Source organism: Paraburkholderia sp. NPDC080076, from assembly GCF_050281145.1.
GTDB lineage: Bacteria > Pseudomonadota > Gammaproteobacteria > Burkholderiales > Burkholderiaceae > Paraburkholderia.
In genome coordinates, this window is sequence record NZ_JBNNWQ010000009.1 from 1 (window position 1) to 12,286 (window position 12,286).

Sequence of the window (12,286 nt, forward strand, 5' to 3'; positions counted from 1 at the left end):
GTGATCTCGCGCACGGCCGGCTGGAGCGCGCACATCATCGAGCAGCGCGTCGACAACAAGATCATCCGTCCGAGCGCGAATTACACCGGACCTGACGACCTGCCGTTCGTGCCGCTCGCGAAACGCGTTTGAGGGTGCCTTTTATCGAAGTCGGGTGCGTGAGCGCGTAGCCGCGCGAATGCAAGCGTTTCTCCTCCATTGCGTCTTAAGAGCGCGGCGCAATGAAGTTGGGCCTTGGCTCGCTGAAACCCCGGGCCGAGGCCGTTTTTTGCGGCGCATTCACGTGGCCGCGCGCAAACCCGACCGGCACGCCGCCGCAAGCTAAACTACACGTACTGCCTGACTGGCCCGCCAGGGAGACGCGATTAAAAAAGGGGCCGCCGACGTGATCGGCCGCCGCCATCGTCCCCGGATCATTACTGTTTTGTCCCCTACGCCATGAATACTGCAAACCGCAAACGCCTTCCCGGCACCCAGCTCGATTTCTTCGACACGCGCGCCGCGGTCGACGCGATCCAGCCCGGCGCTTACGACAAACTGCCGTACACGTCGCGCGTGCTGGCCGAAAACCTCGTGCGCCGTTGCGATCCGGTCACGTTGAACGCGTCGCTCAGGCAGATCATCGAACGCAAGCGCGAACTGGATTTTCCGTGGTTCCCGGCGCGCGTGGTGTGTCATGACATTCTCGGCCAGACCGCTCTGGTCGACCTTGCCGGCCTGCGCGACGCGATTGCCGCGCAAGGCGGCGATCCGGCGATGGTCAATCCGGTGGTGCCGACACAACTCGTGGTGGACCATTCGCTCGCCGTCGAGTGCGGTGGTTTCGATCCGGACGCGTTTGCGAAGAACCGCGCGATCGAAGACCGCCGTAACGAAGACCGCTTCGACTTCATCAACTGGACCAAGCGCGCGTTCAAGAACGTCGACGTGATTCCGCCGGGCAACGGCATCCTGCACCAGATCAACCTGGAGCGCATGAGCCCGGTCGTGCAGGTGAAAGACGGCGTCGCGTTTCCCGATACGCTGGTCGGCACCGACTCGCATACGCCGATGGTGGACGCGCTCGGCGTGATCGCGATCGGCGTGGGCGGGCTCGAAGCGGAAAGCGTGATGCTGGGCCGCGCGTCGTATATGCGCCTGCCGGATATCGTCGGCGTGGAACTGACGGGCAAGCCGGCAGAAGGCATCACGGCGACCGACGTCGTGCTCTCGCTGACCGAATTCCTGCGCAAGGAAAAAGTGGTCGGCGCGTACCTCGAGTTTTTCGGCGCGGGCACGGCCAAGCTGACGCTCGGCGACCGCGCGACCATCGCCAACATGGCGCCCGAATTCGGCGCCACGGCCGCGATGTTCTACATCGACGAACAGACCATCAAGTATCTGAAGCTCACCGGCCGCGACGACGAACTCGTCAAGCTGGTGGAAACTTACGCGAAGGAAACCGGCCTGTGGGCCGACAGCCTCGCGCAGGCCGAATACGAACGCGTGCTGAAGTTCGATCTGTCGACGGTGGTGCGCACGCTCGCCGGCCCGTCGAACCCGCATCGCCGGTTGCCGGTGTCGGAACTGGCGGCGCGCGGCATCAGCGGCAAGGTGGAGAACGAGCCGGGCCTGATGCCGGATGGCGCGGTGATCATCGCCGCGATCACGAGCTGCACGAACACCAACAATCCGCGCAACATGATCGCCGCGGGTTTGCTCGCGCGTAACGCGAACCGGCGCGGGCTGACTCGCAAGCCGTGGGCGAAGACCTCGCTCGCGCCGGGCTCGAAGGCGGTTACGCTGTATCTGGAAGAAGCCGGGTTGCTGCCCGAGCTGGAGCAACTGGGTTTCGGCGTGGTCGCGTATGCGTGCACGTCGTGTAACGGCATGTCTGGTGCGCTGGATCCGGTGATCCAGAAAGAGATCGTCGAGCGTGATCTGTATGCGACCGCCGTGCTGTCGGGCAACCGCAACTTCGACGGCCGTATCCATCCGTACGCGAAGCAGGCTTTCCTCGCGTCGCCGCCGCTGGTGGTGGCGTATGCGATTGCGGGCACGATCCGTTTCGACATCGAGAAGGACGTGCTCGGTATCGATGCCGACGGCCATGCGGTCACGCTGAAAGATATCTGGCCATCGGATGCGGAGATCGATGCGATCGTCGCGTCGAGCGTGAAGCCGGAGCAATTCCGCAAGGTGTACGAGCCGATGTTCGCCGTTTCCGTCGACACGGGCGAGAAAGCCAATCCGCTCTACGACTGGCGCCCGATGAGCACGTACATTCGCCGTCCGCCGTATTGGGAAGGTGCGCTCGCGGGCGAGCGCTCGCTCAAGGGCATGCGTCCGCTCGCCGTGCTCGGCGACAACATCACGACCGATCACCTGTCGCCGTCCAACGCGATTCTGGCGGACAGCGCCTCGGGCGAATATCTGGCGAAGATGGGCTTGCCGGAAGAGGACTTCAATTCCTACGCGACGCACCGTGGCGATCACCTGACAGCGCAGCGCGCCACCTTCGCGAACCCGACTCTGAAGAACGAGATGGTGCTCGAAGACGGCAAGGTGAAGGCGGGTTCGCTGGCGCGTATCGAGCCCGAAGGCAAGGTCACGCGCATGTGGGAAGCCATCGAAACCTACATGGAGCGCAAGCAGCCGCTGATCGTGATTGCCGGCGCCGACTATGGGCAGGGTTCGTCGCGTGATTGGGCGGCGAAGGGCGTGCGTCTTGCCGGCGCGGAAGCGATCGTCGCCGAAGGGTTCGAGCGGATTCACCGCACGAATCTGGTGGGCATGGGCGTGCTGCCGCTGGAGTTCAAGCCGGGTGTGAACCGGCTCACGCTGGCAATCGACGGCACGGAAACCTTCGACGTGGTCGGCGAGCGCAAGCCGCGCGCGGACCTCACACTGGTGATCCAGCGCAAGAACGGCGAGCGGGTCGAGGTGCCGGTGACGTGCCGGCTCGATACCGCCGAAGAGGTTTCCATCTACGAAGCCGGCGGTGTGCTGCAACGCTTTGCGCAGGACTTTCTCGAGTCGTCGAAGAAGGCGGCTTGAGGCTGGCTGGTTTTTAGATCGCTTCGCTCGATGCGACGAACGTTTTAACGCGGGACGGGTGATATGGCGCGATAGGCCATGACACCCGCTCTCATCAGGACAGGACTTTCATGGCCCACCAACCCCAGATCAAGATTCCGGCCACCTACATGCGTGGCGGCACCAGTAAAGGCGTGTTCTTCCGCCTGCAAGACTTGCCCGAAGCGGCCCAGGTGCCCGGCGCCGCACGCGACGCGCTGCTGATGCGCGTGATCGGCAGCCCCGATCCGTACGGCAAGCAGATCGACGGCATGGGCGGCGCGACGTCGAGCACCAGCAAGACGGTGATCGTCGCCAAAAGCAGCCGGCCCGATCACGATGTGGATTATCTGTTCGGCCAGGTGTCGATCGATAGGGCCTTCGTCGACTGGACAGGCAATTGCGGCAATCTCTCCGCCGCCGTCGGGCCGTTCGCGATCAGCGCGGGGCTTGTCGATCCGAGCCGGATTCCGCGTGACGGCGTGGCGACCGTGCGCATCTGGCAGGCGAACATCGGCAAGACGATCATCGGACACGTGCCGATGACCGATGGCGCCGTGCAGGAAACCGGCGACTTCGAACTCGACGGCGTGACGTTCCCGGCGGCGGAAGTGCAGCTCGAATTCATGGACCCCGCAGCGGAAGAAGAGGGCGCGGGCGGCTCGATGTTCCCGACCGGTAACCTGGTGGACGATCTGGAAGTGCCCGGCGTCGGCACGCTGAAGGCGACGATGATCAACGCGGGCATTCCGACCATCTTCGTCGACGCCGAGTCGATTGGCTACAAGGGCACGGAGTTGCAGGACGCGATCAATAGCGACGACAAGGCGCTCGCGATGTTCGAGACGATCCGCGCGCACGGCGCGCTGCGCATGGGGCTGATCAAGCATCTCGACGAGATCGCGACGCGCCAGCATACGCCGAAGGTCGCGTTCGTCGCGAAGCCGGCTGACTACGTGGCGTCGAGCGGCAAGCGCATCGGCACGGGCGACGTCGATCTGCTGGTGCGGGCGATGTCGATGGGCAAGCTGCATCACGCGATGATGGGCACGGCGGCGGTCGCGATCGGCACGGCGGCGGCGATTTCGGGGACCCTCGTGAATCTCGCGGCGGGCGGCGGCGCGAAGGAGTCGGTGCGCTTCGGACATCCTTCGGGAACGCTGCGGGTCGGCGCCGAGGCGAGCGAAAGCGGCGGCGAGTGGACCGTGACGAAGGCCATCATGAGCCGCAGCGCGCGGGTGCTGATGGAAGGCTGGGTGCGGGTACCGCAGGAAAGATGAGGCGGCCGGCGCGAACGCGCCGATTCGCTTGTTAGTCTGTCGAAGGCCCGCTCGCCGCCGGTGGAGGTGACGCTCTCAGCGTGTCGATATGCGTCAACTCCGTCCGTCCGCCCTTGCTGGCAAAGGTGAAGACAGGGAAGTTGCGGCCGTGAAATTCCGGTCCCGCTTTTGACAGCATCTCTTCGAACTTCGGCTTGCTGTTCTGCCATGTCGTCCTGCCTGCCTGCCCCGACATGGGATCGAACATCAAGGCGGCGATACTGCCCGGCGCGATGCCGACCGTCTGAATCTCCGAATTTTCCAGCGAGCCGTGCTGCGCCTGATTGGATTTCAGCGTGCCGAGAAGGCCGCCTATCTGCTTCTTCCTGTCGTCCGGCGTGAGGGGTTTCATCGTATCTGTGATGCCGCCCGAGGAATGGTCTTTGTCATACACGCCGACCACGTGATTGCCGACCAGGTCGGGCATCGCGAGAACCGCACACGGACGGGCCATGGTGGACACGTTAGCGCCCATCTTGTAGTACTGCGGCTCGAGTTCCGCGTGGGCCAATGACCATTTGCGCAGGCCGCCGTGTCCGCCCGTTTTTGCCTGTTCGCGGGCAGCGTCGATCGAGACGTTGCAGTTGTGGAACTCGTGGTGCGCGTTCTTCATTTGCAGCGTACGGATCAACAGGCCGCTTGTCTTGAATGCGTGCTGTATTTCCGCGGGCGTCCGGTCGTCGTGGTGAGCGGAGGCGACGTTTGCAGCCGCGCCGACGTTGCTCGTGGCCGAGGTCGGTCCAATCGCGTGCGTGGGCGCGACGCTGGAGACCTCGCTAGGCGCTGAGGTGCTCGAACTGGACGTCGAGGCGGATTGCACGTTTGCAGTAGATGTTTTGGCCAGGCGGAAAGAGGCCGGCGGGTCGTTGCGATTCGACACGGAGGGACCGCTCACCGTCGCGTTCGATTCTTCTTCGTTGCCCGCCGGCGCCTCGCCCTCGTTCGTGCTGGATGTTCGAGCATTGCCGGAGTGGCCGACCAGACTCGATGTCTTCACGGTCAGTCCCTGCGGCTTCGGTTTGATTGGCGGCGGCCCGGCCTTCGCACCCGTGGTCGTGCTCGCGCTCGTGGCCGTGGATTGTCCCAGCGGCTGTTTGTTGCTCGCGCCGGACGTGAGCGCGAAGCTGGCCGATGGCGTGTGCGGCGTGACGGCTGCCGGCGAGCGCGTCGGCGGCTGCTTCAGTGCTTCGAACGCCGCGATCGTCGACGACACCGAGGGCTGCGCAGCACTCTCTTTCTTTTCCTCTTTGGGGGTGGTGGCCTGATTGCTCGTGCCGGCGAGGTTCGTTGTCGACTGCGTTTCGTGTGTGCGCGTGAACATGTGGTTCTCCCATCTATCCGGGAGCCATCATGCGCGCAACGTCACGGGTGCTTTGTCGCGCTTGCGCAGGCGTGTCCAGTAAGACGAAGCGGGCCGTTCACGTCATGAGCCGGGGTAACGCATCGACCAATGCGTCGACCGCCAGACGCACCTTGCGCGGCAAGTGAGGTGTTTGCAGCCAGAGCGCGTACGCGTCGTAGAGAAAAGCCGGCTGATCCGGCAGCACCTGCACGAGCTCGCCCGCCTGGATGCGCTCGCGCACCAGCCAGGAGGGGAGCCACGCCAGACCCATGCCCGCGGTCGCGGCGTCGGCGATTGCGTCGATGAGAGACGTTGCCGGGCCGGACGGCGTGAGGGTGGTGCTCGATCCGATCGGCGGTCCGATATTCGAGCCGCTCACGGCAGCGATGTCTCGCGGAGGCATGCTCATCGAATTCGGCGGACTGAGCGCCGAGCCGACGCCGTTCCCGTTGTTCACCGTGCTGAGCAAGTCACTCACGCTGCGCGGCTACCTTGTGCACGAGATCCTGACCGATCCGGCGCGCCTTGCCGCCGCCAAGGCGTTCATTCTCGATGGACTCGCGGCGGGGTTGCTGAAGCCGGTCATCGCCGCCACATTTCCGTTTGAGCGCATCGTCGACGCGCATCGCTTTCTGGAGTCGAACGAACAATTGGGCAAGATCGTCGTGACGGTTTGACGAGCGGCGCGAACGCAAACGGTCACGCGATCTTGCGGACATCCGGCTTCGTCCGGAAAGGACGAAGCCGGGAAAAATCGGGTTTGATGCAACGGCGACGCCTAAGACATCAGCCCGAAGCTGGCGAGCACGAACCGAAGACCGAAAAAGCAAACGGACGAAAACAGCGGCAGGCCGAAAGCTAGCGACATACACCGCAAGCCGACGACGCTGGCCTTTGGCCATCGATTGAAAAAGTAGACAGCCGCGCCGGCCAGTACGCGGCCGACCCCGTTCATTGCCGCACCATCACGATCTCGAGATACTCGCTGGGCAGCACGAGTGTCCCGTCGCCGGAACGGTTGCGGCTTTCCATCAGCGTCATGAGATCGCGCTGGAAGGCCGCTTGCCGTTCGTCGTCCATCGCGGCGAATGCCTTGTTGATGGGGCCGTAGTAAGTCCGGAATACCTCGAGCCAATGCGCGGGCGAGCGGTAACGGAACATGAATTCGCGGCTCGTTACGGCGACACTCCGCACATTCCCGTGAAAGAGTTCGTCGAGCCGCGCCCTGGTGCCCCACAATGCCGGCGACTTGAGGCCGGGCGGCGGAGGCAGGTATTTGCCGATCGTCTTGAACACCTGGCCGATGAAGCTATCGGGCGTCCAGTTCGCGAGACCGATCTTGCCGCCGGGTTTGCACACGCGCGCCAGCTCGCTTGCCGCCTTCTCCTGATTGGGCGTGAACATGACGCCGAAGGTCGACATGACGACATCGAAGGTGGCGTCCGCGTAGGGCAGCGCTTCGGCGTCGGCTTCGCGGAACTGCACCGTTGTCAGACCTTCCGCTCGCGCGCGAGCCTGACCCGCGTCGAGCAGCGAGGCCACGTAGTCGGTCGAATCGACATCGCACCAGCGGCGCGCGGCGGCGAGCGTGCCGTTGCCGTTGCCGGCCGCGACATCGAGCACGCGGCTGCCGGCGCGTAGATCGAGTGCCTCGCACAAATTTTCTCCGACGATCTGCAACGTCGTGCCGACGACGGCGTAATTGCCCGTTTCCCACGCGGCGTGCTGGCGCGCTTTGACGTCAGCGAATTCGGAGGTGTGTGATGAAGAAGAATGAACTTCAGACATGGGGATGCTCCAGAGAAAAATTTGTGCGATGCACGTTAGTGTTATTGCGCCAGGACTTATGAATTCATGTGGTGCCTCCTTAATTGACGTTAAGTATTCGATTCATTCAAGATTCCTTAGCATTGTTGTAAGGGATTCGCATGGATGCTAGTATCAGTGCGGCTGTTGAATCGATGAATGACCAGGCGTCCAGATCTTTTGTGCAGGACGCCGAAGTTCCTGGAAACAATGATGGATGCGCTCTCCGACGTCCTCCGCCTGGTTCGCCTTGGTGGTGCGGTGTATCTAAACGGCGACTTCACTGCACCCTGGTGTTTGTACGGCCAGGCGAACGCAGCGTTGTGCGGCAGTTTCCTTCCTCCCGCGGAACGTATCGTCTCCTACCACCTGATCACCGAGGGCGGCTGCTGGGCTGCGCTCCCGGACGACCCTGAATCCGCTATTTACGTCGCTGCCGGCGAACTGCTCGTCGTGCCGCAAGGCGAAGCGCATCTGCTCGGCAGTTCGCTCGACATCACGCCCGGACCCACCGGCGAACTGCTCGAGAGTCAGTTGCGGAATTCACCGGGACAGTTGATGGCGCTTCGCTACGGCGGTGGTGGAGAGCGCACGCGTCTGGTGTGCGGCTTTCTCGCGTGCGACGACACGTTGAGCAACCCGGTGCTGTCCGCGCTGCCGCGCATCTTCAAGGTCGACATGCGCAACGACCCGCAGTCCGCGTGGCTCGAATCGTCGTTACGGTTCGCGGCGGCCGAGGCGGCGGAATGGCGCGTAGGCAGCGCGATCGTTCTCGCGCGCCTATCGGAACTGCTTTTCGTGGAGGCGGTGCGGCGTTGCATCGATGCGCTGCCGTCCGACCGGAAAGGCTGGCTGGCGGGCGTGGGGGATCGGTTTGTCGGTCGTGCGCTCGCGCTGATGCATGCGCAGCCGGCGCATGGTTGGACAGTCGATGAGCTGGCGCGCAAAGCGGGCTTGTCCCGGTCCGCGCTGGCGCAGCGATTTACGCAGCTGCTCGGTCAGCCGCCTATGCAGTATCTCGCGCATTGGCGTTTGCAGATCGCCGCGCAGGAGTTGCGTGGCGGGACGAAGTCGCTGGCGGCGGTGGCGGATCAGGTAGGGTACGAGTCGGAGGCGGCGTTCAATCGGGCTTTCAAGCGGGAGTTCGGGATGCCGCCGGCGGGGTGGCGGCGGAGCCGGGGTGAGATGGCTGGTGTTTCTGCTGCTGCCGTCGCCGCGGCAGGCGGCGTGGACGGTGCGTTCGATGAAAGAGGTGCTTAGACGCCACGGCCGTGTAGGCGAAGCGGCATGAATCTGAAATTAGCGTCACTCCCGTAGAAATCTGGCTTTGTCGCTGCGGGGAGTGAGCAGCCCTAAAACGAGCGCCGCGAGTAAAAGCGCCGGCACGTCTCCGAGAAGATGGCCGCGGTACGGGGCATTCATCAGGGCCTGGATCGCCATGATCCCGCCATGCACCACGCTCGACCACACCGCGAACCAGATGAGGCTCAGATGAGCGAGTGGATTCAGGGCCGCGAAAATCAGGAACACACCCAGCGTGGCGTACATGCCGACAATCATCAGGGGATATTCCGAATGTCCCGTATGCCAGACCCAACCGTCGGGCCAGACGATCATCAGCGGGTAAAGTCCAATGGACGTGATGCCCGTCAAGACCAGCGCGACGCGTAGGTAATTGAGCCGCTGAGTGTCGGTCATGATCGTCTCCTTCGAATCGCGCCGGGCCCTCACTTCACCCCATGCTTCGCCTGCCAACTCTTCATGAATGCGATCTCGTCATGCTGCGCCTTGATGATGTTTCTGGCCAGCCGCTTCAGTTCCGGATCCTTGCCGTACTTCAACTCGACCTGCGCCATTTCGATCGCCCCTTGATGATGCGGAATCATGTGAGCGACAAAGTCCTTGTCGGCGTTGCCCGTATAGTCGGCGCTCATGTCCTGCATCATCTTGTCGTCGGCGGCCTTGAAAGCTTGCGTCGCATCGCCGGAGCCTGCATCCGCTGACTTGGACATGTCCATGCCGGGCATGGCGGCCGGTTGCTGGGCGTGGACGGGCACGGCCACGACAGCAAACGCAAAGCCGCTGAAGAGGCAAAGGGCACGAAAGGCGCGAAGTTTTTTCATTGTGATTGTCCGTTGGGAAAGGTTGACTATCAGGCTCTCAGCGACGGATGAAAGCCCGCCGCCTCGATGGCCTCGATGAGTTGTTCAGCTGCCAGCGTCGACGTGACCTTGACGATTTTAACGGGGACATCGACTTCGAGCTTCGCTGCAGGGTCGAGACTCGTGACTGCACGCGTGATGGCGTTGGCGCAACCGCCGCACGACATATCCGGGATGGCAAATTCCATTTCCTACCTCCAATGAAAAGTCATGACTCAAGCGTGGACCTTCCCACGGCGGTAAGGTCAAGCAGGTTTTCGCGATTGGCTGAAAACCGTAGCCGCGTACGCGAAGCCATCACGCGCGGCATCGTCCCAGCCTTACGATTTTGCAAACCTGCGTGCTAGACTTCGTACCCATGTCTTACTGGCGCAAACTCTTCATTGTCGTGCTGCTTGTGCTGAGCCTCCCGGTTCAGTCGTTTGCGGCCGTCTCCATGAAATGCGAGTCCTCGCATTCCGTGGGCGATGCGACGCCCGCGCGCCATGAGGCAGCCGGTGCAATGGCCCGGCATCACGACCATGCCGCGACGATGGCCGAGCAAGCCGACACTCTCGCCGGTACCCATCTTCAGCATCATGGTTCCGTGGGCGGCGAGCATCATGCGCATGCGTGCTCCACTTGTGCGTCCTGCTGTTTCGGCGGCGCGCTGCCGATCACGCCCGTTGCGTCCCTGTCCGCCAACGTGGCTCACTTCGCTGTTCCCCTGCCTCCCACTGTCCGCGTCGCGTCGTTTCTGACCGGCGGCGTCGAACGGCCTCCCCGCATCTCTCTCGTCTAGTTCTTTCGCAGCCTCACGCTGCGTTGTTCCTTTTCGCCTTGATGGACGGCTGTGCGTCGTCCGTCATGGCCGTACTTGACGAGGACGAATCATGCGAACGTTCATTGCGGCGCTGCTCGGCGCGACGGCATGTCTGCCGGCGCTCGCGCACGCCACACCCATATTTCCGGACCCGACGGACCCGGCGGCATCCGTGCCGGCGATCGATGCGCCCTCCGCGCTGGCCGACTATCGCCCATACCGTGAGCAGCAAGCGCCGAGCTGGCAAGCGCTCAATCGCGAGGTGACGAATCCAGCGGGGCACGCTGGAGCGAGCCACGGTTCGATGCAGTCGAGCAGCGCCGACGCTAAAGAAGACGGCCACGGTTCTCACCGCGAAGGGGCGGAAAAATGAGGCCATGCCTGTTTCCAGCCACCCGCATTGTGGCAATTGCCATCGCGGTGACACTACTCGCCGGCTGCACGACGTTTTCGAACGACGGCGGCTTCGGCACGGTGTCGACCGCCGCGTCCGAGCGGCTCGGCACAGACGCCGTGGTGATCAAAACCGACGAGGATCGAAGTGCCGTCGCCAACCGCACGCGAGAACTGCTTTCCGCGCCGCTCAACATGGACGCCGCCGTCCAGATCGCGCTGCTGAACAACCGCGGTTTGCAGGCCTCGTACGGCGAACTGGGCATCGCCGAAGCGGACCTCGTTCAGGTCGGACGCTTGCCGAATCCCGGCTTCTCGTTCAGCCGCACGCATGGTGGCGATGACCTGAGTATCAGCCGCACGTTCACGCTCGGCATGTTGCGCGTATTGACGATGCCGTTGACGACGCGCATCGAAAGCCGCCGTTTCGAACAGACCCGCTTACTGGCCGCCAACGCCATGCTCGAGGTCGCCGCCGATGCGCGGCGCGCTTACCTCCGCGCAGTCGCTGCCACGCAATCGGCCGCCTACGCGGAGCAGGTGAAGGACGCGGCAGAGGCCAGTGCCGAACTCGCATGGCGCATGCAGCAGGCCGGCAACTTCAGCAAGCTCGATTACGCGCGCGAGCAGGCCTTCTACGCGGAAGCCATCGCGCAAGTGGCAAGAGCACAACAGCAGTCGGTGTCCGCGCGAGAAAAGCTCACTCGCGTGATGGGCCTCTGGGGTTCGCAAGCGCACTACGCACTGCCCGAGCGTCTGCCGGATCTGCCTGCCACACGCCCGGAGTTGCGCGATCTGGAAACCTTTGCGATGCAAAACAGGCTCGACATCCAGGCCTCGAAACTGCAAACGCAAAGCGTGGCCAGTTCACTGGGCTTAAGCAAAGCGACGCGTTTCATCAACGTGCTGGACGTCGGCTATCAGAACAATTTCACGACTTCCGACGGACGCGAGCAGGGCTACGAGATCAGCGTCGAGATTCCGGTTTTCGATTGGGGCAGCGCCAAAGTCGCGCGTGCCGAAGCGATCTACATGCAGTCGGCGAATCGCGTCGCGCAGACCGCGATCAACGCGCGTTCCGAGGTGCGCGAAGCGTATTCCGCCTACGTGTCCGACTACGACCTCGCGAAGCACTATCGAGACGAAGTCGTGCCGCTGCGCAAGACCATCTCCGACGAGTTGCTGCTTCGCTACAACGGCATGCTCGCAAGCGTGTTCGAACTGCTCGCCGATTCACGTGACCAGATCGGCGCGGTGAATAGCGCTATCGACGCGCTGAAGGACTACTGGCTCGCGCAGACCGATTTGCAACAGGCACTCGGCGGCCGTTTGCCGGTTGCCACTAACGCGACGCCGCTCGCCTCCACGACGCAAACGGCGTCGCCCACTGAATCCGAAGGTAAATAGC

Annotated in this window: 14 protein-coding genes; 8 read left to right on the plus strand and 6 right to left on the minus strand. The window is 63.3% G+C overall.

All coding sequences use genetic code 11. The features are described 5' to 3' along the window. The 3 genes from ACQKRQ_RS29805 to prpF form a co-directional block, all read left to right on the plus strand. The coding region (locus tag ACQKRQ_RS29805; protein WP_427481397.1) for a citrate/2-methylcitrate synthase at positions 1-132 on the plus strand (132 nt) is incomplete at its 5' end. A 306-nt stretch (positions 133-438) separates the two neighbouring features. Beyond that, on the plus strand, positions 439-3,036 hold the full coding sequence (gene acnD / locus ACQKRQ_RS29810; protein ID WP_427481182.1) for a Fe/S-dependent 2-methylisocitrate dehydratase AcnD: 2,598 nt from the start codon (positions 439-441) through the stop codon (positions 3,034-3,036). Between the two features lie 110 nt (positions 3,037-3,146). Then, the gene (gene prpF, locus ACQKRQ_RS29815; RefSeq protein ID WP_427481184.1) at positions 3,147-4,334 is read left to right on the plus strand and encodes a 2-methylaconitate cis-trans isomerase PrpF; all 1,188 of its coding nucleotides are present in this window, start codon (positions 3,147-3,149) and stop codon (positions 4,332-4,334) included. A 31-nt stretch (positions 4,335-4,365) separates the two neighbouring features. Here prpF and ACQKRQ_RS29820 read toward each other — a convergent pair whose 3' ends face one another. Together ACQKRQ_RS29820 and ACQKRQ_RS29825 are read right to left on the minus strand one after the other, a co-directional pair. Then, positions 4,366-5,694: a hypothetical protein gene (locus tag ACQKRQ_RS29820; RefSeq protein ID WP_427481186.1), complete on the minus strand. Its 1,329-nt coding sequence runs from the start codon at positions 5,692-5,694 to the stop codon at positions 4,366-4,368. Positions 5,695-5,791: 97 nt separating this feature from the next. After that, a complete protein-coding gene (locus ACQKRQ_RS29825) occupies positions 5,792-6,124 on the minus strand; it encodes a LysR substrate-binding domain-containing protein (RefSeq protein ID WP_427481187.1) in 333 nt (110 codons plus the stop codon). On the opposite strand from ACQKRQ_RS29825, the gene ACQKRQ_RS29830 reads away from it, so the two are divergent. Next, positions 6,018-6,392 carry a zinc-binding dehydrogenase gene (locus ACQKRQ_RS29830; RefSeq protein ID WP_427481188.1) on the plus strand — a complete coding sequence of 125 codons (375 nt, stop codon included), beginning with the start codon at positions 6,018-6,020 and terminating at the stop codon, positions 6,390-6,392. The two genes, ACQKRQ_RS29825 and ACQKRQ_RS29830, sit on opposite strands and share 107 nt — an antisense overlap. 274 nt (positions 6,393-6,666) lie before the next feature. On the opposite strand, the gene ACQKRQ_RS29835 is transcribed toward ACQKRQ_RS29830, so the two are convergent. Beyond that, positions 6,667-7,503 (minus strand): class I SAM-dependent methyltransferase, encoded by an 837-nt coding sequence (locus ACQKRQ_RS29835; RefSeq protein ID WP_408177867.1) that lies wholly within the window; start codon positions 7,501-7,503, stop codon positions 6,667-6,669. 231 nt (positions 7,504-7,734) lie between these two features. Between ACQKRQ_RS29835 and ACQKRQ_RS29840 the strand changes: the two genes are divergently transcribed. After that, complete coding sequence (locus ACQKRQ_RS29840) at positions 7,735-8,781, plus strand: AraC family transcriptional regulator (protein ID WP_132381938.1); 1,047 nt, start codon at positions 7,735-7,737, stop codon at positions 8,779-8,781. Between the two features lie 45 nt (positions 8,782-8,826). Here the strand turns inward: ACQKRQ_RS29840 and ACQKRQ_RS29845 are convergent, their stop codons facing one another. Genes ACQKRQ_RS29845 through ACQKRQ_RS29855 form a run of 3 tightly spaced genes read right to left on the minus strand, consistent with a single transcriptional unit; the run spans position 8,827 to position 9,871 of the window. After that, positions 8,827-9,219: a DUF6632 domain-containing protein gene (locus ACQKRQ_RS29845; RefSeq protein WP_427481189.1), complete on the minus strand. Its 393-nt coding sequence runs from the start codon at positions 9,217-9,219 to the stop codon at positions 8,827-8,829. 29 nt (positions 9,220-9,248) lie between these two features. After that, on the minus strand, positions 9,249-9,644 hold the full coding sequence (gene copM / locus ACQKRQ_RS29850) for a CopM family metallochaperone (protein WP_427481190.1): 396 nt from the start codon (positions 9,642-9,644) through the stop codon (positions 9,249-9,251). 29 nt (positions 9,645-9,673) lie between these two features. Further along, the gene (locus ACQKRQ_RS29855) at positions 9,674-9,871 is read right to left on the minus strand and encodes a heavy-metal-associated domain-containing protein (RefSeq protein ID WP_132381944.1); all 198 of its coding nucleotides are present in this window, start codon (positions 9,869-9,871) and stop codon (positions 9,674-9,676) included. A gap of 170 nt (positions 9,872-10,041) precedes the next feature. Between ACQKRQ_RS29855 and ACQKRQ_RS29860 the strand changes: the two genes are divergently transcribed. From ACQKRQ_RS29860 to ACQKRQ_RS29870, 3 genes are all read left to right on the plus strand, one after another. Next, on the plus strand, positions 10,042-10,464 hold the full coding sequence (locus ACQKRQ_RS29860) for a hypothetical protein (protein WP_427481398.1): 423 nt from the start codon (positions 10,042-10,044) through the stop codon (positions 10,462-10,464). Between the two features lie 91 nt (positions 10,465-10,555). Next, complete coding sequence (locus ACQKRQ_RS29865; protein ID WP_427481191.1) at positions 10,556-10,858, plus strand: hypothetical protein; 303 nt, start codon at positions 10,556-10,558, stop codon at positions 10,856-10,858. Beyond that, positions 10,855-12,285, plus strand: coding sequence for a TolC family protein (locus tag ACQKRQ_RS29870; protein WP_427481192.1), 1,431 nt, complete (start codon positions 10,855-10,857; stop codon positions 12,283-12,285). Before ACQKRQ_RS29865 ends, ACQKRQ_RS29870 begins: the two co-directional genes overlap by 4 nt. The last annotated feature ends 1 nt before the right edge of the window (position 12,286 follow it).